The sequence below is a fragment of the Haloferula chungangensis genome (assembly GCF_042664875.1).
Classification (GTDB): domain Bacteria; phylum Verrucomicrobiota; class Verrucomicrobiia; order Verrucomicrobiales; family Akkermansiaceae; genus Haloferula; species Haloferula chungangensis.
In genome coordinates this window covers 545,706-571,588 of record NZ_JBHTBS010000002.1, presented here as the reverse complement: position 1 = coordinate 571,588, position 25,883 = coordinate 545,706, and the positions used below count along the sequence as shown (strand labels likewise).

Below are 25,883 nucleotides of genomic sequence, written 5' to 3'. Positions count from 1 at the left end.
TGATCATTCGCCGCGGACTTTCACCCGCACGCCTTCGGTCTCGACCATGGTTCCAATCACCATTCCACCGGGACCCGCCTTTACCGCAGCATCGGCATCTTCCGGCGCAACGATGGCAACCCAGCCAAAGCCCATGTTGAAAGTGTTGAAGCGGTCATCGCCATCGACATGAGCCAGCAGCTTGTCGATCCCCGGCAAATCCCACTTGGGAATCTCCAGATCAGCACCGCATCCGCGGAAAAGTCGCTCAAGGTTCTCAGGAAGACCTCCGCCCGTGATATGGGACATCGCCCGCGGCTTGATGCCCGCCGCCTTGATGCCGGCGACCACGTCGTGATAGAGCCGCGTCGGCTTCAGCATCGCGGAAAGTTCTTCTTCGCTGATCTCACCCGGGAAGTCTCTCAAAACCCGACGGGCGAGACTCCAACCATTGGCGTGAAGGCTGTCCGAGGCGTAGCCAACCAGCACATCACCGACCGCAATGGTCGTCGGATCGATCAGGTCAGCCTTCTCCGAGCAGCCAATGCAGAAGCCGGAGAGTTCGATCACATCTTCCGGAACGATGCCCGGCATTTCCGCCGTCTCACCACCTGCCAGAATGCAGTTACATTCCTCCAAATAGTCGGCCATCCCCCCAATCAGGCGGGTGATGCGAGCCTCATCGAGCGCTGCAATCCCAATATAATCGAGGAACATCAAGGGATCCCCCCCGGTGGTCAGGATGTCGTTCACGCTCATCGCCACCAGGTCCTTACCAGCGGTTTCGAGCAAATCGCGCTCCAACAGGAGCTCGAGCTTCGTTCCCACGCCATCACAGCCCGTTACAATAACGGGCTCGCGGTAGGCACTGAGATCGTAGCCAGCTGCGAAGAGCCCAAAGGCTCCAAGAAGCTTACGATTCTTCTGGGTTCTGGCCACGTGGCCCCGAATATCCCCCACTAGTGCGGCCGCTCGTCGCGTATCCACTCCAGCCTGCTGATAGGTCAGTTTTCCGGCCATGTTTTCGGTGTGGCGGGGTTGTAACAGCCCGCCCCCACCCGTCACGCAGAAAAGACCCGAATCCCCCGGAAGTGGAAAATTAGATCCAAAATCCCGAGATTCCCCCATGGATGCCGGGCTCGGGCACCGTAATTCCACGACCTTTCAACCGCTTGTGACGGAATCCGGATCGCCCCCAGGCCCGCCGCCCGGCATCCCCAGGGATCCGGGCGGCTTGGAGGGCTCACAGATTCTTATCCGTCACAGCGCCTTCGCTCGCGCTGGTCACCAGCTTGGCATACTTGGCGAGCACCCCGCGGCGGTAATGCGGTTCCGGTTGGGTCCAGTTGTCGCGACGCGCCTTCAAAGCGTCGTCATCAAGGTCCACCGAGATCGTGTTGTTCTCCGCATCGATGGTGATGACATCACCATCGACCAGCAGGCCGATCGGCCCACCTTCGAATGCCTCGGGCGTGATGTGACCCACCACGAATCCGTGGCTACCACCGGAGAATCGACCGTCGGTAATCAGAGCGACCTTCTTGCCAAGTCCGCGCCCCATGATCGCGCCGGTTGGCCCAAGCATTTCGCGCATACCGGGACCACCCTTCGGACCTTCACGACGGATGACCACCACGTCGCCCTCGACAATCTCGCCACCGAGAATCGCCTTCATGGCAAGACCCTCGGAGTCGTAGACCTTGGCTTTGCCGGTGAAGGTGGTGCCCTCCTTGCCGGTGATCTTTGCCACAGATCCACCTGGCGCGAGGTTTCCGTAAAGAATCCGCAAGTGGCTGTCCTTCTTGATCGGATTGTCGAGCGGACGGATCACCTCCTGCCCTTCAGGATAATAAAGCGGTGAGTTGGCGAGGTTCTCAGCCATCGTCTTCCCGGTCACCGTCATGCAGTCGCCGTGGAGCAGCCCGGCCTCAAGCAGCATCCGCATCAGAGGCACCGTGCCGCCGATTCTAACAAGCTCGGCCATCACGAAACGACCGCTTGGCTTGAGATCCGCAAGCAGAGGAACCCGCTTGCCGATCTCCGTAAAGTCATCGATCGAAAGCTCAACCTCCGCTGCGCTCGCCATACCTAACAAGTGAAGCACCGCATTGGTCGAACCACCGAGCGCAATCACCACCGTGATCGCATTTTCAAAAGCCTTACGCGTCATGATGTCGCGCGGCTTGATGCCCTTCTCGATCAGGTTCAGCACCGCCGCTCCCGCATCAAAGCAGTCCTGCATTTTCTCATCGGACACCGCCGCCTGAGCCGAGCTGTTAGGCAGACTCATGCCGAGCGCTTCAATCGCTGAGGCCATCGTGTTCGCGGTGTACATGCCGCCGCATGATCCCTCACCGGGAATCGCGCAGCTCTCCACTTTCTCGAGTTCCTCGTCGGAGTACTCGCCCGTGGCGTGCTTACCCACCGCTTCGAAAATCGAAACAATATCCAGATCCTCTTCCTTACCCTTGATCGTCGCGCAACCTGGAAGAATCGTGCCGCCATAGGCAAACACACTCGGACGGTTCATCCGCGCCATCGCCATCACGCAGGCAGGCATGTTCTTGTCGCAACCACCGATCGCCACAAACCCGTCCATTCCTTCGCAGCCAACCACCGTCTCGATCGAGTCGGCGATCACCTCGCGCGACACCAGCGAGTACTTCATCCCTTCGGTGCCCATCGAGATCCCATCGGAAATGGTGATCGTATTGAAGATGACAGCCTTTCCACCGGCGGCATCCGCACCCTTCGCCGACTCCTTGGCCAGACGATCGATGTGGATATTGCACGGAGTCACTTGCGACCAAGTCGAGGCGATCCCGATCTGAGGTTTGGCGAAATCCTCCTTTTTGAACCCTACGGCATACAGCATCCCGCGCGAGGGTGCGCGATCAGGACCATCCAGCATTGGTGATGAAAACGGGCGACGTTCGTCTGACATGCCCGGACTGTGTTTTTCCGAAACGCCAAGGTCAAGGCAAGGAGAGGCACATTGAAACTATCTCCACACCCGAAAACTCCAGGGCTCGTTTCCACAAATAACGTCATTTTCGCCAATCCGCCCAATTCCCCCTCTCCCACACTTGCCAGCGCGCCCGTCTCGTCCTATGCCCTCCTCCGCATGGCCAAATACCGCGTTCTCGTCTCGGACCCCATTTCGGAAATCGGAGTCGCCGCCCTTGAATCCCACCCCGACATCGATGTCGACTTCATCCCCGATCTTGGCTCCAAGAATGCCGATAAGATTCCGGGCATGATCGCCGACTATGATGCTTGGATCGTCCGCTCCCAGACCAAGCCGAATGCCGAGTTGATCGCCAAAGGCACCAAGCTTCGGGCCATCGGCCGAGCCGGCGTCGGCGTCGACAACATCGACCGCCAGGCCGCCACCGATCACGGCGTGATCGTGATGAACACGCCGACCGGCAACACCATTTCGACCGCCGAGCAAGCCTTCACCCTGATGCTCGCCACCGCGCGCAACATCGGCCCGGCCCACGCCGAAGTCCTCAAGGGGAACTTCGTCGCGGCGCGCAAGGCCTACCAAGGCATTGAGCTCAACGGCAAACGTCTCGCCGTGCTCGGCATGGGCCGCATCGGCAGCGAATTCGCCAAGCGCGCCCAGGCTTTCAACATGCAGGTGGTCGCCTACGATCCCTTCCTCACCCAGGCTCGCGCCGACCAACTCAAGGTTGAGCTCGCCGCAACCCCGGAAGCAGCCCTCACCGGTGCCGACGTCGTAACCCTCCACGTCCCGCTCACCGATGAAACCAAGCACATCCTCGATGAAAAGAGCCTCGCTCTCATGAACAAGGGCGCCCTGGTCATCAACTGTGCCCGTGGCGGACTGATCGACGAGCCTGCGCTCAAAGCCGCCATCGAAAGCGGTCACATCGCCGGCTGCGGACTCGACGTCTTCGAAGACGAGCCCCCCTCCGCCGACCACCCGCTCTTCAGCCTCGGCAAGCACGTCACTTTCACCCCGCACCTCGGTGCCTCGACCAACGAGGCTCAGGAGAACGTCGGCATTCAGGTCGCCGAGCAGATCCGCGATTTCCTCACCACCGGGGAAATCCGCAACGCGATCAACATGCCATCGCTCGATGCCGCAGCGCTTGCCGAAGTCGGCCCCTATCTCGACCTCGCCGCTTCGCTCGGCAAGCTCCTCGCCAAGCTTGGCCCGGAGAATCCCGACTCCTTGCGGGTTTCCTACCACGGCCCGCTCGCCCAGAAGGACACCGCCCTCGTCTCCCGCACTGCCCTCACCGCATTGCTCGAGGCTTCCCGCCCCGACGGACAAGTCAACATCGTCAACGTCACCTCGATCGCCGCGCAAATGGGGCTCGACCTCATCGAGAGCACCATCAACGCCGCCACCGAATACAACGAACTCGTGGTCGCCGAGCTCCGCAAAGGCGATGTCCGCTACCGCGTCGCCGGCACGATCATCGGAAAAAGTCCGCGCATCGTTGAGATCGACCGACTCTACGTCGACACCAACATCAAGGGTCACTTCCTCATTGTCAGAAACGACGACCGACCTGGAATTGTTGGCGCGCTCGGCACACTTCTTGGCAACTCGAACCAGAACATCGCGAACCTCTCGCTTGCCCGAAACAAGTCGGACGGCAATGCCCTGACAGTCATCGAGGTGGACGCACCACTCTCTGAAGAGCTCATGAGCTCGATCCGCGCGACCCCGGGCGTGCTTTCCGCCACCGGAGCAACCCTCTAAACATCAGAACCTTAAGCAACCAAGCTCAAAAATGGAGCCCGCGCACCGTGAATCAAAGGCCTGGAGATGGGGATATTGAATTTCAACTTTCTCACTCTGCCACACTTTCACGTTGCCAAGCCCTAGGGCTGGCTCCTACTTTCTCCACATCGACATGAAAAAACTCCTCATTGCAGCTACCGCCATGCTTGCTCTCGGAAGTATCGCTTCCGCCGACATTCAGGCACCTCCAGGCCACGCCTACACCTCAACTCGTAAGCTCGGCCGCGCCGTGAGCAACATTCTCTACGGAGTCATCGAGATCCCTGAGCAGATCGTTCGCAAGAACGAAGCTTATGGTCGCAAGGCAGGCTGGTCCTTCGGCGTTGTCGACGGCACCAACCGTGGCCTTCAGCGTCTCGGCTACGGCTTCTACGAGCTCTTCACCTTCACCTGCCCAACTTACCGCGGCACCTTCAAGCCTCCTTACGAATCCGGTGGCATGGACAACCGCATTGAAATGAACCCGACCGACGGCCTCTCCGAGTTCCCACCTGAACTTGGCTTCGAGACCTACTTCAGGCACACCCGCTCCCAGAAGTACTAAGTCGAATCGACTTTCTCGCCTTTCAAAGAGCCCCAGCTGCGGAATCCGCAAAGCTGGGGCTTTTTTGTGCCCGGTTCCGAGCGATTTTTTCCCTCGTTCAGCAAAGATAGCGGCAAGTTGATTCCGTCATCCTACGTATCTTCCTATCAACTGCCGAAGAATCCTTCTAAGAAAACAGGTCCCATTTGTGTCGATGCCCTATGACTATGCCAGCCCGCCTCCTCTTCATCTCGCTTTTCCTTACCGGCATCCTTCATGCCGAAAGCCGAAATTGGAAAAGCGCCGCCGGAGAATCCACCTTCTCCGGTGAGTTCATTTCACACGATACCCAGCGTGTCACGATTCGCCGCGAGGACGGTCGGGTCTTCACCTTCGATGTCGCGAAACTCAGCGAAGAAGACCGGAACTGGCTGGCGACAAAGGATTCAATCGTCGTAGATGACGCCGAACCGGCTCCCGATCCCAACGCCGTCTTTGACACCCTCTGTTTTGGCGACAGCCGCAAGGAAGTCGAAGCCAAGCTCAAGGCCAGCAAGAACGTCGAAACCCTGGTGGACGAGACCTTCTTCGGTCGATTCGGTCTCAACGGAACCTTCAGAACCAAGCAGAAGATTGGCGGCCTCTATTGCGAGCTTTTCTTCGACTGGTCGAAGGGCGGAAACCTGAAGGAAATCTCACTTCAGACCCAACCCAAGGATGCAGGCACTTACGATGACCTGCTCCGCAACAACTGGAACCAACTCTCTGAGCTTCTGACCATGCTCCATGGCAAGCCGCTTCAAACAGCCGGCTACCCCGAGATGGGAGATCTTCAGAACGACCTCTTCCTCGGCTCCCACATCTGGCGCCTTGAAGGCGGCGGCACGGCGATGCTCGGCACCTCCATGCAGGCCAATAAATACATGGTTGTGGTCCGCTTTACGACCGAGAGGATCAATCCGGTGGTCGTCCCGTAATACCTTGCGGCCACCAAAGCCCTTATTGTGAGCCCTGCATGGCCCAGCGAAATGCGGGCACTGAAACTCGCTTGAATCGTTGCAGGCCAACTGAGATCCCCTTCCCCCAAGCAAGTGCCACCGGGGGGACTCGAACCCCCACGAGGGTTACCCCTCAACGGATTTTAAGTCCGCGGCGTCTACCAATTCCGCCACGGTGGCTTGTTGCTTCTCCCTGATCTCTGAAATCGCGATCAGCGGCGGCCTTCAATAGCATCAATTGCGCGTCCGACAACTACAGCTGTCTCTGATTTGGCGCTTTCTTGCGCCTTTCTCAACGCCGGGAGACTTTTCGCCGTCCCCACCTTGGTCAGAAGTGTCGCGGCAGAGATCTTGATGGTCGGCGAGCCGGTGTTGAAATGTCCCAGCACGAGATCTTCAATCGGTGAACCCATTTCACCATACAGGTTCTCCCAGGCACCCGGATCACCCGCCCACAATTGATCGAGAATCGGAATGACCTGCTCGTCCTTCTGCTTCACGAGAAATTCGATGATCGGCCGCGGCACGGTCTTCTCTTCCGCCATCAATCCCGCTGCAGCTTCCCGCACGACATCCACCGATCCATCCCCTGGTTCCGACCAGACCCCAAGCGCTTTCGCCAAGTCGCTCTTCATCTCCGTGTCGGCGAGATCATATAACTCCTGCATCCGCCGGACGACGTCCTTGCGATAGAGCTTCGGCTCGGCCGTTGCGAGCCTCCTAACAGCTTCCTCAACCCGACGCAGGTCGATGCTTTCCAGTTCGCGACGGTTCAACTCGTAAAACGAGGGGTTTTCGAGATCCGACAGTGCATCCAGAGAGCCCTGAATGAACGACTCATTCGCGACCTTTACCTCGATCACCCGCAGCTCCTCGATCATCCTGGTGACTTTGCCGAATCGGCCACAGAGCTGGGCAACCTTTTCCATATCATCATCGATATCGATGAGCACCATAAGGAAGTCATCGGGGGGGCGCGGATAAAGCCAGGAGGCTTCCGACGCATTCGTCGAGCGAGTGAGGTATTCGACCACCTGAAGTTTGTTGAAATCCCGAAGATCTCGCAGCCAGATACCCACAGCGGTTTTCCCCTGAGCGGAGAGCGTTGGCCCATAGGCAGCCAAGGCTTCCTCCACAGGTTCGTAGTGCATCTCTTCCTTGAGGGTCTTCAAAGGATCTTCCATCGGTTCCAGAGCAGGTGCCCCGCTGAGGTCCGGCATGTCACCATCGATCGCCGTCGTCACCTTGCTCGTCCCCTCCTTGAAGAAGAACGGCAGCGTCAGGAGACCAGCGGCGAAAGCCAGCCCCACCATGATGGCTTTCAGGCGGCCATGAGGGTTCGCAACGACGAGAAGCACCAAGGTCAGGACCGCCGTGAAGGAAGCGAGGATGAGCCGCTTGGACTGCGATGCTCCATCGAGCAAGCCTCCCGCGCCTCCTCCGAACATGAGGATCAGGATAACGATTACTGCCAGCAGCACGCCGGCGCCCCCAAGAATGATCCGAAATGGCGAGGTAGGCTCGACCGAGATCGGAGGGGGTGCTTCCGATTCGTAGTAGACCGGTTGAAACGTCGGCGTCACCGCGGACTTTTTGGGAACGCGGCTAAAGCGATCCAAGGAGGCATTCTGGCGTTCGCCGGGATAGATTTTCCGTTGCCGAACCATCACCTCGTCCTCGACTCGGAACCTTTGGTCGCAGCTTCCACACTCCACCATTCTTCCCCGCAAGTCAGGGCCAACCTTGAATCGCTGGCCGCAACCAGGGCAGCGGATGGCTATTTCGGCTGATTCAGAGTGGGTGTCGTCCATGTGCGGGTGGATCATTGCCACGAGCTTTCCGTAATGCAATACCCGTCCCGGGCTTGCTCGTCACCTTTCTCCAAGCTAAAGCACCTTCATGCTACCGCAAATCGAGGACCTGCTGGTCCTACAGGACAGGGATCGCCGCATCGCGAACCTTGCCGCCCAACTCGAAAAACTTCCCAGTGACGAGGCCCGCGCTAAAACCCGCCTGAAGTCAGACACTCAAGCGGTCGAAGTAGCTCGCCAGGCCATTCTCGCCAATGAGGTGGAGATCAAAAAAGTCGAACTGGACGTGAGCACCCGTAAAACCTCGATCACCCGTCTCAAGACCCAGCAATTTGAGACCCGCAAGAACGATGAATACACCGCGCTCGGTCACGAGATCGAGCGTTATGGCAGGGACGTCGACAACCTCGAAACCAGGGAGCTGGAGTTGATGGAAGTCGGCGATTCCTTGCGCACTACCCTGAAGTCAGCGGAAGACGCTCTGGCCAAAACTCAGCGGGTGGTGGATGAAGAACTTCAATCGATCGCCGAACGCTTTCAAAGAGTTCAGGCCGACCTCGATGAGACACGAGCCGAACGCCAGAAACTTGCCGAGAAGACAGACGCAGAATTCCTTCATCTCTACGAACGCTTGCTCAAAACCAAGAACGGAGTCGCCGTCGCCCCCGTCAAAAATGGCCAGTGCGGCGGATGCCACGTTCGCTTGATTCCCGCAACCCTGATCAAGGCTCAAAGCGACAAGGAATTCGCCCAATGCGAAAATTGCGCGCGAATTCTCTACATCGAGCCCTGAGGCATGGGACTTTGATGAGCAGAGAAATTGGCGGGACACCCCCGCTTTTCCAAAAAATCATCGATCGCTTCGAACGAGCATTCCGCCCCGGAGCCAGTGAGCCAAAGCGCCGCATTTCGCGGAAATTTCGGCTCAAGCCCCGGAACGGATTATCGAACGCTTAGCCTGATTGCCGGACTTCGAGAGCTTTCCCCTCGCTGGAAAAAAACGAAACCAGCGAAGACTCACAAAGTCCCAATCAAAACCACTCAGACTAAAGCAGCCTGAGAAATCTCGCTCAATCATATTTTTTGTGATTTCGAGAAGAAAAGCACCTTCAACTCTCAGGAAAGCTAAAATTTCCCTAATCGAAACTTTTCGTCCCACCTCCACCGAAGCGCTTCTCCAGCTCGCGGAGCGAGAATTCCGTCAGGGTTGGCCGCCCATCCGGGGCACAGTAAGGCAGGTCGCACTGAAACAGGCGATCCAGCAAAGCCTCAGCCTCCTCCGGTCGGGGAGCTTCCTGAATCGCCGCTCGGCGGGCCAGCGAACGGGCCAGACGGTCCAGCGCAAACCGCGCGGAAGGGCTGGCACCTTCGGCAAGGTCATCAATGACACGGGTCAGAAAGACGCCGACGTCCTCGGCCTCGAAAAACAACGGAACGGCGGTCACTTGGAGGGTGCCTCCGCCGAAGTCTTCCAATTCGAACCCGGCATCCGCAAAGGTCTCCCGATGCCTGAGCAGAAGCTCCACTTCCCGCGGCCCCGGTTCGAACAGCGCGGGAACCAGAAGGTTCTGGGTCTCGAGCGATTTGCCCTCGCAGCCAGCCAGCCATCGTTCGTAGAGGATTCGCTCACGCGCAGCGCGGGGATCGAGCAGCACCAGTCCATCCTCCGATTCCAAAACGGCATAGCGCCCGAGCAGCTCGCCGATCCGGCGGAATCGACTCGGCGAGGGAAAGACCGGTTTTTCCTGAGCCGGCATTTCCAGCGGCAATGCCGGGGCCTGCACCGTGTTTGCCAGCGGCCAGACCCTGGCGGGCTCGGGTCGTGGTGGAGATACTTGCGGCTCGGGCTTCGGCGCGACTGGTCGGCGCCGCTCATCTTCCGCCTTTAACGCCTCCCGCACCGCCTCGGCGATCGCTTCGCGGAGTTCATGCGGCCGATGCAGACGGATCTCGCGTTTCGCCGGATGCACATTCACATCGACCAGCTTCGGCTCCATTTCGATCCACAGCCACGCGGCAGGATGCAAGCCTTCCGTGAGTCCCCCGCGGAAACCTTCGAGAAGCCCCCGCGAAATCGCCGCATCTTCCACCGGCCTTCCATTGAGAAAGACGCACTGATGCTTGCGTCCCTTCCGCGCATGCCCCGCAGGAAGCAGGAAGCCCTCCACGCTCAGACCATTACCATGCAGCGTCGGCACGGACACCAACTCCTTGCCGACGTTTGTGCCCAGCATCCAGCGAACCCGATCGAGCCGCGACATGCCGGCGGGCAAATCGAAGACTTCGCGCTCATCCTTGCGGAAGCGGAATCTCACTCCGGCAGACGCCAGCGCATGCAGCCGAAGCTGATGCTCGATGTGCGCGGACTCGGTCGTTTCCGCTCGCAAGAACTTCCTTCGCGCCGGTACATTGAAAAACAGATCCCTCACCTCCGTCATGGTCCCGGGAGCGCTACCCGCTTCCTTGACCTCCTTCACCACGCCTCCTTCGAGGACGATCTCCGTGCCTGAGATCGCGCCGCTTTCACAACTGACCAGCCGAAAGCGCGAGACACTTGCGATGCTAGGCACCGCCTCACCCCGAAATCCAAGCGTCCGAATATCCTGCAAACCCTTGGAATCGACCAGCTTGCTCGTCGCGTGCCTTTCCAGAGAAAGCAGCGCATCCTCACGCGACATCCCACAACCATCATCGGTCACCCGCAGCAGAGCCGCGCCACCCCGGCGGATTTCGACGAGCACCTCGCCTGCTCCGGCATCGAGGCTGTTTTCGACCAGCTCCTTCACCGCGCTGGCCGGCCGCTCGACCACCTCACCCGCCGCCACCTGGCTGGCAAGAACATCGGGAAGGACACGGATTTGCGGCACGCCCACGATGTAATCCCAGCGTCGCGGCTTCCCAAGCGTCAAAGGGAGAAAAATTGTCGCTTCCAAGGAACTCAAACATTTCCCTGCCAGCCAATCCAAGGCTAGCTCACTTTGAAAGTGCGGATTCCAAGGGATCTGCCGATTGGAGTGTCGGCTTCAGCCGTCTGCAGCCGGCTCGGAATCGCACGGTGTGAAGCCAGCTGAAGCCGGAGTTTCCATGAGGATTTGCGCTCTTCCAAGCCGCTTTAAAGCGAGGTCGCCCTGCCAGCCAATCATTCTCAGCTTGACGCCTACTTCCCCGCAGGATTGAAAACGCAATGCCTTCCCCTCAATCCCTCCTATCGCGCGCCAAGGCGCTGGCTTCCGCAAGCAAATCAATCCTCCCCATCGCGCTGGCGAGTTCGTCTCCAGCCGCCTCTCTCAACTTCGATTACTTCGGCACGGCGATGTTTGATAATTCGGGGTTCTTCGTTTCCACACTGAGCACGCCGGCAAATGGTGGAGGCATCACCCAGGGGACCGGATTCAAGCTCTGGGGCAGTGATTCAATTCACGACTCGGCCTTTTATCGCTTTGACGAATCTCGGCAAGAGACCTTGGCCATTTCCGACGGTGACGGCCTTGGAATGCTCTGGGGCGGGTCGATCAACGGCTCGCTTCAAGCTGGTGATGTCATCTCGGCCCCGTATGAATTCGACTATTCATTCACCCAGACACCAGGTTTCGCCGGAGACGATTATGTCAGCAATCCATGGCGTATCTCGATTGGCCTCATCGACCGGACTGACGATCCAATCAACTGGTCCCAGGATGCTGCCTATGGTCAACTTTCGCCCATCACCACCGCGGCTGAGAATGGTTACGAGAGCGTGGACGGCGAATTCCACAGGACAGGCACGATATCATTGACCGTCGAAGATTGGATGCTTCAGAGCTACTCGCCAACCCACTGGTTTGTGCAGCTTGAGGTTTTGGTCGAACATGAAAACAACTTCTTCGCCTACAACGGACCATTCCCTAAGCTCAACGGTGATATACTAGAGGTGAATGTTCCTCAAAACTCCATCGATATCTCCTACACACCCGTTCCTGAGCCCTCAGGTCTCCTGATCGCTCTAACAGGAGGACTGTTCATGATGCGTCGCAGGAGGAATGCGTGAGATGCGGGACCAAACCCGCATTCTCATCGCCATTGGTCAGACGCCCTTTGATCCCACGAGCGGAGCAGCCCAGGCGACCCTGCACCTGGCAGAAATGCTGGCCGCCCACGGCCACCAAGTACGTTCGCTCTCGACGACAGGGACGGAAGGCGAGTTCGCAGGTACGCTTCCCTCTGGAAAATTCGTCGAAGCTCAGGTTCACCATCACATTCTACCCGTCCCAGCCGCCGAAAAGCATTCGTGGCATCATCTTGTTGGAAAGGAATACGACTCGATTTTCGACCAGGCTCTGAAGGAGTTTCAACCGGACCTCTTGCTGACCTTTGGCGATGAGTTCCCTGATACCGCCAGACGCCAGCGAGCCGTCGGCGCGGGGACCAAGGTCGTTTTCTGCCTCCACAACCATCACTATCGATCCCGGCTTCCGCTTCATGTCGATGCCTTTCTCACGCCCTCGACCTTTCTGGCTGAGGACTATCGGAAGGCATGGGGCAAAGGCCCTGAAATTCAGTCTCTCCCCACTCCCGTTTCTCCTGAGCGCGCTCGTGCGGCACAGCATGAGCCCGTTTTCACCACCTTCATCAACCCCCAGCCGACGAAAGGCCTGTGGTTCATGATCCGGTTGGCGGATTATCTCGGGCGACATCATCCGGATATCCCGCTACGCATCGTTGAGGGCCGGGCTTCAGCGGCGGCCTTCCTCTCGACCGCCAGACAAGCAGGGATTGAACTTCAGCAGTTTCCCAATCTGTTTTTTTCGCCGAATCTTGCCGATGTCCGGGAAATCTGGTCGACCACCCGCATCCTGCTGGCCCCCAGCACCTGGCAAGAACCTGCCGGACGAGTCGCGGTGGAAGCGATGCTCAATGGTGCGGTGCCAATCGTGTCCGATCGGGGTGGCCTGGCGGAGCAGGTTGGACAAGGCGGCATCGTCCTTCCTCTCCCTGAAAGCCTCACGCCCACGTCCCGAGTGCTTCCGTCCCTTTCCAGCATTCGCCCCTGGATTGATGCCATTGTTCCGCTGTGTCACGACGACTGCGAATTCTCCAAGCGGTCTGAGCAAGCACGGACCCAGGCAGCTTCGACCGCCCCGGACCGAATCATCGGCGACTATGAGAATTTCATGCGCCGAATCCTTTTCTGAGCCAGCCTCGGCAAGCACCGCTCCGCTGCGGTTCGCGGACCGCACATTTTTACTTCGCAGTCGGGCCATGCGCCCTTATCAGTCCGCATGGACATGGTCACCATCTCGGAAGAAGCCGCTGACGCCCTGCGCAAACTGCTCGCCAGTAAAAATGCGGGCCCTCAGACCGGACTGCGCCTCGGCGTAAGCCGCGGAGGCTGTGCAGGCTGGCAGTATGAAATGCAGGTCGCCGATGCGCAGGAAGGCGACACCGTCGTCGAATTCGATGGCGGTCGCCTGATCGTCGCCGCCGACAGCCTCGAGCGACTCAGCGGCTGCCGGGTCGAGTATTCGGACTCACTCTCCGACGCGGGTTTCCGGATCATCAACCCACGGGCGGCCCGCTCCTGCGGTTGTGGCACCTCCTTTGAGGAAGTCGACAAGCCGCTTGCTCCGGAAGAAATCGAAGATTGCGGAAACTCCTGATGGCGCAGGAGAAGGAAAAGACCTGGAAGCGCAAGCCCCACTTCTACTGGTGGACGCTCGCCAACACCTTGGCTGCCTGCCTGGCTGTGCTCAGCTGGGTGCTCTGTCTCCATGTCTTCGGCCATCCGGAAATCCCGAAAAACTACGAGATCCTCGAAAAGCTCGGCCGGACGGATCCCCCTGTCGGCTTCAGTCTCCAGGAGGCACCTCCGGGTGACGCCGCCGACCCCCGCGCGCTTTACCGCCGCTATGCCGAACTCGATCCGAGTGCCCTCGCGAGCCTGAACTCGGCATTGTTGCGCAACTACCTCAAGAGTCTCGGCGAGCCGGGCTTGATCCAGTACGTCGAAGGTGACTTCATCATCACGGATGTCCGCAAACTCACAGAGAACGATCTCTTCCACCCCGGCTTTGCGGTGCGCGGCCAGGCGATGATTCAACCCGACGAGTTTTCGGAAGCCGCACCCTGGCCCGTCACCATCGACTATCTTTTTCCAACCCAGAACCAGGCCGCCGAGACCTGGTTCCAACCCGGCGATCAGCTTGCGGTTTCCAAAGTCCCGAATTGCGCCATGGTTCTCCGCGTGGCCCGCGACGAACGAGGCGACACCCCGGTCGTCCAGATGACCGTCGTTCCCATCGCCATGGGTGAGTATCAAGTCGGCAAAGACAACGTCTTCACCGTCTCGACGCCGGAGAAGCTGAATCCTGCCGCAGAATTTCCGGTATTTCCCGATAGCGACAGCCCCGTCGAATAACGAAGTAGCGGGCGCACATCAGAACTCACACGACCCGGGAGTTCGCGAGAACGGGATCACGTCGCGGATGTTGTGCATCCCCGTGACGAACATCAGCAAACGCTCGAATCCCATCCCGAAGCCCGCATGAGGCACCGTTCCGTATTTCCTAGTATCGATATACCAGTCGTATTCTTCGGTCGAGAGCCCGTGCCTTTCCATGTTTGCCAGCAGCACATCGAGGCGTTCCTCACGCTGACTTCCCCCGACAATCTCGCCGATTCCCGGAACTAACAGATCCATCGCCGTCACCGTTTTGTCATCGTCATTGAGCCGCATGTAGAAGGGTTTGATCTCCTTCGGGTAGTTATAAACCGTGAGCGGCTTCTTGAAATGCTCCTCAGTCAGCCAGCGTTCATGCTCGCTCTGGAGGTTGTGACCGTATTCCACCGGGTAATCAAATTTTTTGCCGGACTTCTGGAGGATCGAAACCGCCTCCGTGTAGGAGACTCGCTCAAAAGGATTCGAGACCACCGCCTCAAGCCGCGCGCGGAGTCCCTTGTCGACGAATCTCTCGAAGATCGAGAGGTCGCCATCCTGATTTTCCAAGGCTTCAGTGACGAGATACTTCACCATCTCCTCCGCCAGATCCATGTCGCCTGTTAGATCGCAGAAAGCCATCTCCGGCTCGATCATCCAGAACTCCGCCGCGTGGCGGGAAGTATGGGAATTCTCCGCGCGAAAAGTCGGCCCAAAGGTGTAGATGTTTCCGAGAGCGCAGGCAAAGGTCTCGCCTTCCAACTGACCCGAAACCGTGAGGTGCGCGGCTTTCTCAAAGAAGTCATTCTCAAAGGCCTGCTTCTTTCCCGAGGTCGGGTCGAGCGTCGTCACCCGGAACATCTCCCCCGCCCCTTCGCAATCGCTCGCCGTGATGATCGGCGTGTGGATGTAGTGGAACTTTCGTTCGGCAAAAAAACGATGCACCGCATAACTCATGCGGCTGCGCACGCGGAACATCGCACCATACAGGTTGGTCCGAGGACGGAGGTGGGAAATCGAACGCAGGAACTCGGGCGTATGCCCCTTTTTCTGAAGGGGAAAGTCATCCGGTGCCTCGCCAAGGAGGCGAACCGAGCTCGCCTGAATCTCCCACTTCTGTTTCCCACCCAGCGACTCAACCTGACGGCCGACGACCGAAACCGACGCTCCTGTCGACATCTTATGCAAAGCCTCCGATCCCGGAGTGCCCTGATCGACAATCACCTGAAGATTCCCGAGGCAGGAGCCATCGTTGATTTCCAGAAAGGAGAATGCCTTCGAGTCCCGGCGGGTCCGGACCCAGCCAGCGGCTTCGATGGATTCCGCTGGCAGCTCGGCCGCCAGCAAGTCACGGATCAATGTTCGCATGGCGGTGATTAAGACAGGGCAGACTTCTGCCGCAAGACCCGGGTATGATCAAATGGAAGACTTGTGGCTTGAGGGACAGTCCGCAAGATCGCCGCGCGCCCGCACGTAACCCCGCCGCCCGCCATGACCCATCGCCTTTTCACCCTCTCATTCGCTGCCACCGCATCGCTGACTGCCGCGGACTGGGAAGCTCCAAATGCCCCGGAAGCCGTCGGCACCCACGCGTTCCAGGTGCCCGAGGGCCTCGAAGTGACGCTTTGGGCCGCGACGCCACAGCTCTACAATCCGACCAATATGGACATCGATGCCGCCGGTCGCATCTGGGTCGCGGAAGGCGTCAACTATCGCCGCCACAAGGGCCGCCGCGAAGGAGGCGACCGGATCGCCGTGCTGCAGGACACTGATGGTGATGGCCAGGCGGACAGCTCGCACACCTTCGTTCAGGAAGAAGGCCTCGTTGCTCCGCTCGGTGTCGGGGTGTTCGACAACGTCGTCGTGGTTTCCCAGCCCCCTGACCTGATTGTCTACACCGACGTCGACCGCGATCTCGTGTTCGATCCCCTGGTTGATAAACGCGAGGTCATTCTAACAGGCTTCAACGCCCGCAACCACGACCACTCCCTTCACTCCGTCACCGGTGGTCCTGATGGGAAATGGTATTTCAACAACGGCAACTGCGGCGCCCTTTTCACCGACAAATCCGGCAAGACTTTCCGCATGGGCGGAGGCTACCACAAGAACGGCGGTGGGGATTGGTTCATCAACAGCACCGAGATCGCAGGAAAGAAAAGCGACGATGGCTTTCTGTGGACCTCAGGATTTTCCGCCCGCATGAATCCCGACGGCAGCGATGTCGAGATCATCGGTCACGGCTACCGCAACTCCTATGAGCACGCGGTGAATTCTTTTGGCGAACTCTTTCAGAACGATAACGACGACCCACCGGCCTGCCGCAACTCCTACGTGCTCGAGTATGGCTCTGCCGGCTATTTCACGCGTGACGGGAGATTCTACAAAACCGTCAAACGGCCGAAGCAGGATCACGGTCGCGCTCACTGGCGCCAGGATGATCCCGGCACCTTCGATGCGGGAGATATTTACGGCGGCGGCTCACCGACCGGTGTCGTCTTTTACGAAAACGGAGCGCTGGGAGAGAAGGCTGGAGGCACTTTCCTCAGCTGCGAAGCCGGGCGCAATGTCATCTTCAGCTATCAGCCCGAAGTTCTGGGAGCCGGCTACCGAATGGAGCGTCACACCTGGATGAACTCGAATCACGATGGCCAGTTCGTTGGCTCCGATTTCGTCGGCGGAGGAAAAGCGGAACAGATGGCCGACACCGACCCGGATGAGGTGAACCCCAAACTCTTTCGTCCATCCGACGTCGCCATTGGCGCGGACGGAGCAATCTATGTTGCCGACTGGTTCGACCCACGCGTCGGCGGCCATGCCGACCTCGATGACTCCTGCTCCGGGGCCATTTATCGGATCGCCCCCCAGGGCTTCAAACCGAACAACCCGGAGATCGATCTAACAAGCATTGAGGGAGCCATCAGCGCGCTGCGCAGCCCTGCTCCAAACGTGCGCTGGACAGGCTTCAATGCGCTTAGAACCAGAGGCGAAAAAGCGCTCCCGGCCGTGCTCGCGCTGAGCAAAGACAGCAACCCATGGATTGCCATACGCGCCGTGTGGTTGCTACCCCACCTTGGAGACGAAGGACTCGCCGTCTGCAACCAGCTCCTCCAATCCGCAGACGAACGCACTCGGCTCGTCGCCTTCCGCGCCCTGAAGCGGGCAGGGAAGGATGTTTACCGCTCCGCCCAACAACTCGCCATCCACCCTTCCGCAGCACTGCGCCGGGATGCCGCCCTCAGCATGCGCGGCCTCCCTCCCGAGCTCGCCTCGCCCGTGCTGATCGAGGTCGCCAAACGCTGGGATGGCTCCGATAAAAACTACCTCGAATCCATCGGGCTCGGCGCCGAGAACCACGAAGCGGAAATCTGGACCGCCATGCGCGATGCTTTCGCTCCAGGTGATCCATTGAAATGGTCCGATTCCTTCGCCAGGATCACCTGGCGTCTCTGGCCCAGCACCGCCATCGACGACTTGAAAGCCCGCGCCAACTCACCAGAGCTCACCGTGGAGCAGCGCGACTTCGCCGTGGAGTCCCTTTCATTCATCGATGACCAAGGTGCGGCGGATGCGATGTTCGAACTGGTCACCCGCGATGGCCTATCGAAGAACTCCGCCACGAGTTGGTTGCTCATGCGCGGAACCGGAGCATGGGCAAAGTTCGGGCTGTCGAAAAAGCTGGCAGAAACCGGCATTTACGATCCCAGGAAAATCGAGCCGATCGAAGTCACTGTTCACAAAGCCGACAAGACCACAACGTTCACCGAAGCCGATGTCCTCGAACTCCAAGGCGACGCCGAACGCGGCAAACTTGCAGCGGCTCGCTGCGTCATGTGCCACCACCTCAACGAGATGGGTCCGCATTACGGCCCCGACCTGAAAGGTTGGGTCTCCCGACAAGGCGCGGAAATGGCCGTTCGCTCGATCGTCGATCCGTCCGCCGACATTGCTCACGGTTTCGAAGGCTCCACCCTCCTCCTCAAGGACGGCAAGAAAATCGACGGGATCCTCATTTCCGAAGGGAATCCCGTCGTCATGACCTCGACCGGCGGCCTCACCCAGATGCTACCCACAGGCCGGATCAAATCCCGCAAGAAAATGAAGCACTCACTGATGCTCAATGCCGACCAACTCGGGCTGACTGCCCAGGACGTCGCCGATCTCGTCGAGTATCTGAAGTCCTACTGATCAGCGCACCGTTCCCAGGTACTCCTGAGGTACGGCGGGGTTTCCGATCAAGCGGGGTCGGTCGCTCCATTCATCCTGAAAGCCCCAGATCCGCCCCCACATCCGACCCAGCATCGGCTTCATTTCCTTCATCTCACGGTCAGCCTTTTTCAAAGGATCGCCGCGTCCGTCGATCTGGAACTCCCAAGCAAAGCCCAGCGGCCTGAGCTCCAGCCCACGCTTGTCCCACTCGCGGTACTCGCCAAAGCGCAGATCCACCAGCCAGACACCTTTTCGAGTCTGGCGGGCGATGCACCAGTCTTTGGAGAAGCGACGGACTTCCCTCACCTGCCACGCGTCCGGATTCTCGCACCACTGATCCAGCACCTCCTCGTGCCTGGGAAAAATCGTCCACACCAGTGGTTCGTCCCCATCGAGCAGCGACCGGTAGCTCATCCAAATTTCGCCATCGCGCTCAATCAGGCAGCGCCAAAGGAGAATCCCAAAGGGTGCCGGGGCCTCCATTTTTCGCTCATACGTGACCCCACGCCGAACAAGGTCCTGTTTCACGGCGCTCGACACCGCGGACTTCGCCCCAAAGCTCAGCCCGACATAGACGCAGGAAATCCCCAGACAAATCGCCGCCATCCTGACTCCCAGCCCCTTCTTCCACTGCGGCGCCTTGATAAAGAGTCCCCAGATCACCGCCACCAGCAGCGGAACCGTAAAGAGCGGATCGATGATAAACAGGTTGTCGAAGGACACCGAATCGCCGGGAAATGGCCACAGCACCTGAGTCCCATAGACCGTGAAGCAGTCGATCAGCACATGCGTCGACCAAACCAGAAACACAAAGCACCCCGCCCGCTGAGGCGTCACCTTCTGCTTCTTCCAGCGCTTCGCGAGTGGTTTGGCCAGGGCGAAGGTCAGGATCAACGTCAACAAAAGCGAGTGGCTGAGCCCGCGGTGAATCCGCAAATCCCAAGCTGTATCAAGGAAGGGAGCCAGAATGGCATCGGAATCCGGGAGCACGCCAAACAGCGCCCCCCAGCCGATTGCTGATCTTCCGAGCTTCTTGCCGAGCACCAACTCGCCCACTACTGCCCCCAAGGCTGCCTGCGTGATCAAATCCACTCCGGAAGCTGTCCGTCCCACCACTCCGGATGCCAAGAAAAAATGCCACGCAAATCTCTCACTTTTCCCTTGCCAAGCCGGTTCCGGTGCCTAGGTTCGCCGCCCCATGGCTCGGACCTCAGGAAAAGCAAAGACCCGGAAGGCTGTCGCCAAACGATTCAAGGTGACAGGTACTGGGAAGGTTCTGCGCCGGAAACAAGGCAAGCGTCACTTGTTGCAAAACAAGAACCGCAAGCGTAAGCGCAATCTCGGAAGAGTGGCGCTCGTTTCCGATGCTGACATCAAGAATGTTAAGGAAAACCTTCCTTTTGCCTAATCGACGAATCGTAGCGACATACCGCGCTTCCACCCGCATCTCGGGTGGCCTTCATCGTAGCCTGGTCCTCACGGACACGAACCAGACAAGCGAGACTACGGAAGGAAGAACATAACCAACGGCCTGTCTGACCCCATAAAGAAACAATGCCACGCGCAACTAACAGCCCGGCTTCACGTGCCAGACGCAAGCGTGTCCTTCTTCGTGCAAAGGGTTTCCGCGGATTCCGCTCGAAACTCTTCCGCTACGCCAAGGACGCCGTCCGGAAGGCACACCAATACGAATACCGTGACCGCAAAAAGCGGAAAGGCCAATTCCGTCGTCTCTGGATCCAGCGTATTTCCGCTGCGACCCGCAACGAAGGCCTGACCTACTCCCGCTTCATCGAAGGACTCAACGCAGTGGGCATCGAAGCCGACCGCAAGATCCTTGCCGACCTCGCCGTGACCGATGCCGCCGCTTTCTCGGCCATCGTCGCCCAAGCGAAAGCCGGTCTCGAACAGAAGAAGAACGCAGCCGCTTAAGCGAGCTCGCCAACTTAATCTCAAACGCCGTCCGGTCTCGCACCGGGCGGCGTTTTTGCGTTTCGCCCCCTCGCAATTGCGCCCTATCCATTGACCTCCCGCAGCTCACCCGCTATCCCCTCCCCGCCATCCCATGAAGGACCAGATCGAAACCATCCAGACCGAGGCTCTCGCCCGGATCGAAGCCGCCAATGACGCCCGCGCCATCGAAGACGCCCGCGTCGCCATCCTCGGCAAGCAAGGTTCCCTCACCAAAGTCTCCGCTGGCATGCGCGACGTCCCCAAGGAAGACAAGGCCCTCGTCGGCCAGCTCCTCAATGCCGCCCGCCAGGCGATCACTTCCGCTCTCGACAGCAAGAAGACCGCCCTCCAGGACGCGCAGGATGCCGAAGCCCTGAAAGGCATCGACCCCACCCTCCCCGGCCGCAGCGTCCATCACGGCTCGCTCCATCCCCTGACCCACATCCGCCACGAGGCAATCAGCATTCTCCGCCGCATGGGCTTCGCCCTCGCCGATGGACCGGAAATCGAAGACGAGTTCCACTGCTTCGATGCCCTCAACACTCCGGAAGATCACCCGGCACGCAACGAAAAGGACACCTTCTACTTCGACTCTGGCAAACTCCTCCGGACCCACACCTCCAGCGTCCAGGTCCGCACCATGGAAGGCCAGGCTCCGCCGGTGCGCATCATCGCGCCCGGCTCGGCCTACCGTCGCGATGAGATCGATGCCACCCACCTTTCCGTCTTCAACCAGCTCGAAGGTCTTTACGTCGACACCGACGTCTCTCTCGGCGACCTCAAGGGAACGCTTGAGTATTTCCTCCACGAACTCTTTGGCCCCGAAACCGAAGTTCGTTTCCGCCCGCATTTCTTCCCCTTCACCGAGCCAAGCTTCGAGATCGACGTGAAGCTTCACGCCAAAGGTCAGGCTCCGAAATGGATCGAGGTCGCCGGCTGCGGCATGGTCGATCCCGCGGTGTTCGATCAAATCAACGGCTCCCGCAAGGACGAGGCATTCAGCCCTGACCAAGTCACCGGCTTCGCCTTCGGCATGGGTCTCGACCGCCTTGCGATGATCCGCTGGGGCATCCGTGACATCCGCCTGCTTATCGAAAACGACAGCCGCTTCCTTCGTCAGTTCGGCTGATGGCAGATGGTTGATTTTAGATGCTTGCGCTATGGATGACTCAAATTTCGGCTACAAGAAGCTGAGGGTTTGGCAACTCTCGCGTGGGCTCGTCGCTGACATCCATCAAATGTCGCTGACCAAGCTCCCGAAGTGGGAACTCTACGAAGAAGGCAGTCAGATTCGGCGGAGCATAAAGTCCGTAAAGTCGAACATCGTCGAAGGCTTTGGCCGGCGGCGCTACAAGGCGGATTATATTCGATTTCTGGATTTCGCCTATGCCTCCCTTCTCGAAACCATCGATCATCTCGAAACACTCCACGAAACAGAATCACTAAAGGACGAGGATCTATTCAATTCGTTCCACGAGCGTCTTACCCATCTTTCCAAATCCCTCTACCTCTTCATTAGAGGCGTCGAAGAACATCACGACCCCGAACGGATCTGATCCGTCATCTTCCATCTCCCATCCACCATCTCATTCTATGAACGTTTCGCTCAATTGGCTCAGCACTCACGTCGACCTCAAAGGCAAGTCGCCTGAGGAGCTCGATAAGCTTCTCACCTTCGCAGGTGTGGAAGTCGAGGACATCAAGACCACCGGAGTTCCTTCGGATAAAATCGTCGTCGCCCAAATCAAGGAAGCCGTCCAGCACCCGAATGCGGACAAACTCAAGGTGACCCAGGTCGATGCCGGTGAAGGACAGCTCCGCCAGATCGTCTGTGGTGCCAAGAACTACAAGGTCGGCGACAAAGTCCCCTGCTGCCTCCCTGGCGCGGACCTTGGTGGCTTCGTGATCGGCGAGACCAAGATGCGAGGCGTGGAATCGAAAGGCATGCTCGCTGCCGCATCGGAGATCGGCCTCACCGACGAAGCTGACGGCCTGCTCATCCTTCCCGAAGACTTTGAGATCGGGAAACCGGTGAAGGATCTTTTCGACAGCGACGTGCTGCTCGAAGTCGAAGTCACGCCAAACCGTCCCGACCTGCTCAGCCACTACGGCATGGCCCGCGAAATGGCGACGCTGCTTGAAGTGCCGCTCAAGCCCCTCGAAGTTCCGGCACGGAACACCGCCAAAAGCGAAGGAGTTCGCATCGAAGCCTCCGATGTGTGTCCGCTCTACACCGCCGTCAAAATCAGCGGCGTCAAGGTCACCGAAAGCCCTGCTTGGCTCAGGGAGCGCCTTGAAGCCATTGGTCTTCGGCCGATCAACAACATTGTCGATATCACCAACTTCGTCCTCCACGAAACCGGCCAACCACTTCACGCCTTCGATGCCGCCAAGGTGTCCGGCTCGATCGTGGTGCGCACGGCCAAGGACGGCGAAACGTTTCTCGCGCTTGATGACGACACCTACGAACTCGCGGCCGATGACTGTGTGATTTCCGATGAGTCCGGCGCCGCTCTCGCCCTCGGTGGTGTGATGGGTGGAGCCGACAGCGGCGTCACCGAAGCGAGCACGGATATCCTACTAGAGTCGGCGTACTTCACGCCCTCACGGATCCGCCGCACCTCACGCCGCACGGCATTGATGTCGGACTCGTCCTACCGTTTCGAACGTGGAGTCGATCCCGCAGGTGTCGCCAAGGCATCAGCACTTGCCGTGAAGCTGATATTGGAAATCGCAGGAGGAAGCGCCGAAGCCGAAACCATGACTGCCGGTGAAGCCCCCGTGCTCACTCAAGCCGTCGCTCTCGACCTCGCCCGCCTCGACCAACTCACCGGCTCGAGCATTTCCCACGACGAAGCCGCCTCGATCCTCACGCGCCTCGGACTCAGTCAGAACGCCGATAGCACCTGGGACGTCCCCTCTTTCCGTGCCGATCTCCAACGCCACATCGACCTGGTCGAGGAAATCGTGCGTGTCAAAGGTCTCGACGCCATCCCCTCACGGCTCCGAGGCACCTTTGTTCCCTCGTCGGACGTCGATCACGCCTACGATGCCGACATGCGGCTCCGCGAGCGTCTCGCGGGTCTCGGTTTCCACGAGTGCCAGACGATCAAGCTGATTTCCGATGCCCAGCTTGCCGATGTCCTCCCGCTCAAGCGTCTGATGGATGGCGACACGATCCGTGTCAGCCTTCCGCTCAGCGAAGATCACGCCGTCCTGAGACCGAGCATGACTCCCGGCCTGATCGCTTCCGCCGAGCGAAACATCCGGCAGGGTGCCAGCGCCCTGCGCCTGTTCGAAATGGGCCGAGTCTTCCGCAATGCAGGTGGCGGCAAAGCCAAGGACCTGGAAGCAGAAACCCTCGGCATCCTTCTTTCCGGCCATGCCCATCCCGCAGGTTGGGATGCCAAGGCCCGCCCCGCCGATCTCCACGACTTGAAGGCGATCGTCGGAGCCCTCGCGCCATGCAGCGACCTCCAGTTCAAACCCAAGGAGCAGGAGGGCTTTGCACTGGGATGCGACATCATGGTGGACGGGCAGAACATCGGAAGCTTCGCGATGCTCAAGCCATCGCGTCAGCGCCAGATCGATGCCACCCAGCCGGTCTACGTCGCCGAACTCGACCTCAGCAAATTGAGGAAGCTGTCGGCCGTCTCCCGCGATATCGCCGACTTGCCGCAATTTCCGGGATCCACTCGAGACGTGGCCATGGAAGCCCCAAGCGAACTCCTCAATTCCGAGATCGAAAAGGTCCTCGGGAAGATCAAGGAGCCTCTCCTTACCGGATTTGAGTGCTTTGACCTCTTCCGTGATCCCAGCGGCGAGAAACTCTCGGCCGACCGCAAGTCGATTGCCTATCGGATCAGCTACCGCTCCGGAGAACGCACCCTCAAGACCGAAGAAGTCGACACTGCCCATCAGGCAATTCTTGCCCAACTCAGCAAGAGCCTGGGGATCAGCTTCCGATAGGAATCTACTTGCACCTATTCATGTGAGACTATATTTTGTCTCACATGAAATACAACGAGCCAGTCAACTACGTCAGCTACCTGCGGGAGAGTTGTCGGGAAGTGCCTGGGGGCATTCGTGAGGATTCCGTCGTTGAGGATCATCCGAGTGCCGTCATTCGGCGCATTCGCAAAGGCTTGCCCATGGCGGAGTTTGAAGCCCTCGCGGCGTGGCTCAAAGTCACCGACGAGGAATTGGCACCGCTGCTGGGGATTTCCCGGGCCACGTTCCATCGTCGCCGCAAGGCCGGCCATCTTGAGTCCCCTGAAAGCGAAAAGCTCATCCGCTTTGCCCGCTTGCTCAGGCGTGCCACCGAAGTGCTGGAGGAGGAAGACGCCGCCCGGGAGTGGCTCAAGACACCCGCCGTCGCCTTTGCCGGGGAGTCGCCGCTATCCTTTGCGGATACGGAAATCGGTGCCCGCGAAGTTGAGTATCTGCTCGGCCGCCTCGAACACGGTGTCTTTTCCTGAGCATGCGCTGCTATCGGATCGTCCGGCCTGCCTACGCGGCCTCGGCTCTATCAGGGGAAGGAGCCCGACTCTACGGCGGACGCTGGAATCCTCCCGGTTGGCGCTGTGTCTATGCCGCAGAAAGTCGGGCCTTGGCCGTGCTTGAGTTGCTTGTGCATCTTACCGGACACAGCCGACGCCTCAGTTACCGGCTTCTGACTCTGGAAATCGGCGAGACTACCCCTTCAGAAACTCCAGCCCTTCCCCCAGACTGGTCGGCTCATCCAGCGGGAACCTCGTCCCAGTCCATCGGTCTCGAATGGCTCAAGTCCACTCAAACCGTTGCCATGCGGGTTCCTTCCGTTTTGATTCCTGAGGAATACAACCTGCTGCTCAACCCAGACGCAGCCGGATTCGAAAAAATCCGGGTGATCGAAGAACGCGAGTTTCGCCTCGATCTTCGGTTGTCTGTAGACGCTTAGCTCAAGTCACTGCTGGTGACCGAGGTCTGCTCGCGCGAACCCAGAATGTTCGCCTGCTCGATCACCCGCTCTGGCGCATCGTCGAAACGAAAGCTGTGGCAGTTCGGGCAGAGCATGGTGGCCCCTCCGACAATGGAGTCGCACCCTTCACAGACCTTGTATCCCGAGGGATTGGAAGCGATCCGGGCTGCGGTGGCTTTGCGCGATTCGTTGGATGACTTGTCAGGCATGGGCAAAAAAGAAGCGGCACCGGAATCCGGAGCCGCTTCGAAAGATTGAAAT

General features: G+C 59.1%; 23 protein-coding genes and 1 tRNA gene. 16 read left to right on the top strand and 8 right to left on the bottom strand.

Annotated features, from left to right (window positions below):
* Window positions 1-3: 3 nt before the first annotated feature.
* Entirely contained in the window at window positions 4-999 is a 996-nt protein-coding gene (gene purM, locus ACFQY0_RS06305; RefSeq protein WP_379710430.1) for a phosphoribosylformylglycinamidine cyclo-ligase, read from the bottom strand.
* 223 nt (window positions 1,000-1,222) lie between these two features.
* Window positions 1,223-2,923 (bottom strand): dihydroxy-acid dehydratase, encoded by a 1,701-nt coding sequence (gene ilvD, locus ACFQY0_RS06300; RefSeq protein WP_379710428.1) that lies wholly within the window; start codon window positions 2,921-2,923, stop codon window positions 1,223-1,225.
* A 180-nt stretch (window positions 2,924-3,103) separates the two neighbouring features.
* Here ilvD and serA point away from each other — a divergent pair, with 180 nt between their 5' ends.
* The 3 genes from serA (at window position 3,104) to ACFQY0_RS06285 (ending at window position 6,259) form a co-directional block, all read left to right on the top strand.
* Window positions 3,104-4,717, top strand: a complete 1,614-nt coding sequence (gene serA, locus ACFQY0_RS06295) for a phosphoglycerate dehydrogenase (protein WP_379710425.1) — start codon at window positions 3,104-3,106, stop codon at window positions 4,715-4,717.
* Between the two features lie 154 nt (window positions 4,718-4,871).
* Complete coding sequence (locus ACFQY0_RS06290) at window positions 4,872-5,303, top strand: exosortase system-associated protein, TIGR04073 family (protein ID WP_379710422.1); 432 nt, start codon at window positions 4,872-4,874, stop codon at window positions 5,301-5,303.
* Window positions 5,304-5,509: 206 nt separating this feature from the next.
* The gene (locus tag ACFQY0_RS06285) at window positions 5,510-6,259 is read left to right on the top strand and encodes a hypothetical protein (RefSeq protein WP_379710420.1); all 750 of its coding nucleotides are present in this window, start codon (window positions 5,510-5,512) and stop codon (window positions 6,257-6,259) included.
* A 115-nt stretch (window positions 6,260-6,374) separates the two neighbouring features.
* On the opposite strand, the gene ACFQY0_RS06280 is transcribed toward ACFQY0_RS06285, so the two are convergent.
* Both ACFQY0_RS06280 and ACFQY0_RS06275 read right to left on the bottom strand, forming a co-directional pair.
* Window positions 6,375-6,460 (bottom strand) — tRNA-Leu (locus ACFQY0_RS06280).
* 32 nt (window positions 6,461-6,492) lie between these two features.
* Window positions 6,493-7,947: a hypothetical protein gene (locus tag ACFQY0_RS06275; RefSeq protein WP_379710417.1), complete on the bottom strand. Its 1,455-nt coding sequence runs from the start codon at window positions 7,945-7,947 to the stop codon at window positions 6,493-6,495.
* A 232-nt stretch (window positions 7,948-8,179) separates the two neighbouring features.
* Between ACFQY0_RS06275 and ACFQY0_RS06270 the strand changes: the two genes are divergently transcribed.
* A complete protein-coding gene (locus ACFQY0_RS06270) occupies window positions 8,180-8,884 on the top strand; it encodes a zinc ribbon domain-containing protein (protein WP_379710415.1) in 705 nt (234 codons plus the stop codon).
* A 343-nt stretch (window positions 8,885-9,227) separates the two neighbouring features.
* Here the strand turns inward: ACFQY0_RS06270 and mutL are convergent, their stop codons facing one another.
* Entirely contained in the window at window positions 9,228-10,958 is a 1,731-nt protein-coding gene (gene mutL / locus ACFQY0_RS06265; RefSeq protein WP_379710412.1) for a DNA mismatch repair endonuclease MutL, read from the bottom strand.
* A 317-nt stretch (window positions 10,959-11,275) separates the two neighbouring features.
* Between mutL and ACFQY0_RS06260 the strand changes: the two genes are divergently transcribed.
* The 4 genes from ACFQY0_RS06260 (at window position 11,276) to ACFQY0_RS06245 (ending at window position 14,485) form a co-directional block, all read left to right on the top strand.
* Complete coding sequence (locus ACFQY0_RS06260) at window positions 11,276-12,118, top strand: PEP-CTERM sorting domain-containing protein (protein ID WP_379710410.1); 843 nt, start codon at window positions 11,276-11,278, stop codon at window positions 12,116-12,118.
* Window position 12,119: 1 nt separating this feature from the next.
* On the top strand, window positions 12,120-13,262 hold the full coding sequence (locus ACFQY0_RS06255; protein ID WP_379710408.1) for a glycosyltransferase: 1,143 nt from the start codon (window positions 12,120-12,122) through the stop codon (window positions 13,260-13,262).
* A gap of 87 nt (window positions 13,263-13,349) precedes the next feature.
* A complete protein-coding gene (locus ACFQY0_RS06250) occupies window positions 13,350-13,727 on the top strand; it encodes a HesB/IscA family protein (protein ID WP_379710405.1) in 378 nt (125 codons plus the stop codon).
* Window positions 13,712-14,485, top strand: coding sequence for a hypothetical protein (locus tag ACFQY0_RS06245; protein ID WP_379710403.1), 774 nt, complete (start codon window positions 13,712-13,714; stop codon window positions 14,483-14,485). Before ACFQY0_RS06250 ends, ACFQY0_RS06245 begins: the two co-directional genes overlap by 16 nt.
* A gap of 18 nt (window positions 14,486-14,503) precedes the next feature.
* Here ACFQY0_RS06245 and asnS read toward each other — a convergent pair whose 3' ends face one another.
* A complete protein-coding gene (asnS, locus tag ACFQY0_RS06240; protein ID WP_379710401.1) occupies window positions 14,504-15,871 on the bottom strand; it encodes an asparagine--tRNA ligase in 1,368 nt (455 codons plus the stop codon).
* Window positions 15,872-15,994: 123 nt separating this feature from the next.
* Here asnS and ACFQY0_RS06235 point away from each other — a divergent pair, with 123 nt between their 5' ends.
* The gene (locus ACFQY0_RS06235) at window positions 15,995-18,688 is read left to right on the top strand and encodes a PVC-type heme-binding CxxCH protein (RefSeq protein ID WP_379710399.1); all 2,694 of its coding nucleotides are present in this window, start codon (window positions 15,995-15,997) and stop codon (window positions 18,686-18,688) included.
* Here the strand turns inward: ACFQY0_RS06235 and ACFQY0_RS06230 are convergent, their stop codons facing one another.
* A complete protein-coding gene (locus ACFQY0_RS06230) occupies window positions 18,689-19,801 on the bottom strand; it encodes a metal-dependent hydrolase (RefSeq protein ID WP_379710397.1) in 1,113 nt (370 codons plus the stop codon).
* A 106-nt stretch (window positions 19,802-19,907) separates the two neighbouring features.
* On the opposite strand from ACFQY0_RS06230, the gene rpmI reads away from it, so the two are divergent.
* From rpmI to ACFQY0_RS06195, 7 genes are all read left to right on the top strand, one after another.
* The gene (gene rpmI / locus ACFQY0_RS06225; protein WP_379710395.1) at window positions 19,908-20,117 is read left to right on the top strand and encodes a 50S ribosomal protein L35; all 210 of its coding nucleotides are present in this window, start codon (window positions 19,908-19,910) and stop codon (window positions 20,115-20,117) included.
* A 146-nt stretch (window positions 20,118-20,263) separates the two neighbouring features.
* Window positions 20,264-20,641: a 50S ribosomal protein L20 gene (gene rplT / locus ACFQY0_RS06220; RefSeq protein ID WP_379710392.1), complete on the top strand. Its 378-nt coding sequence runs from the start codon at window positions 20,264-20,266 to the stop codon at window positions 20,639-20,641.
* Window positions 20,642-20,774: 133 nt separating this feature from the next.
* Window positions 20,775-21,791, top strand: coding sequence for a phenylalanine--tRNA ligase subunit alpha (gene pheS / locus ACFQY0_RS06215; RefSeq protein ID WP_379710390.1), 1,017 nt, complete (start codon window positions 20,775-20,777; stop codon window positions 21,789-21,791).
* A gap of 31 nt (window positions 21,792-21,822) precedes the next feature.
* Window positions 21,823-22,218, top strand: coding sequence for a four helix bundle protein (locus tag ACFQY0_RS06210; RefSeq protein ID WP_379710388.1), 396 nt, complete (start codon window positions 21,823-21,825; stop codon window positions 22,216-22,218).
* Window positions 22,219-22,255: 37 nt separating this feature from the next.
* Entirely contained in the window at window positions 22,256-24,631 is a 2,376-nt protein-coding gene (pheT, locus tag ACFQY0_RS06205; protein WP_379710386.1) for a phenylalanine--tRNA ligase subunit beta, read from the top strand.
* 44 nt (window positions 24,632-24,675) lie between these two features.
* Window positions 24,676-25,140, top strand: coding sequence for a type II RES/Xre toxin-antitoxin system antitoxin (gene parS / locus ACFQY0_RS06200; RefSeq protein WP_379710384.1), 465 nt, complete (start codon window positions 24,676-24,678; stop codon window positions 25,138-25,140).
* 2 nt (window positions 25,141-25,142) lie between these two features.
* A complete protein-coding gene (locus tag ACFQY0_RS06195; RefSeq protein ID WP_379710381.1) occupies window positions 25,143-25,601 on the top strand; it encodes an RES family NAD+ phosphorylase in 459 nt (152 codons plus the stop codon).
* On the opposite strand, the gene ACFQY0_RS06190 is transcribed toward ACFQY0_RS06195, so the two are convergent.
* Window positions 25,598-25,831 carry a hypothetical protein gene (locus ACFQY0_RS06190; RefSeq protein ID WP_379710378.1) on the bottom strand — a complete coding sequence of 78 codons (234 nt, stop codon included), beginning with the start codon at window positions 25,829-25,831 and terminating at the stop codon, window positions 25,598-25,600. The genes ACFQY0_RS06195 and ACFQY0_RS06190 overlap by 4 nt on opposite strands.
* Window positions 25,832-25,883: the final 52 nt, after the last annotated feature.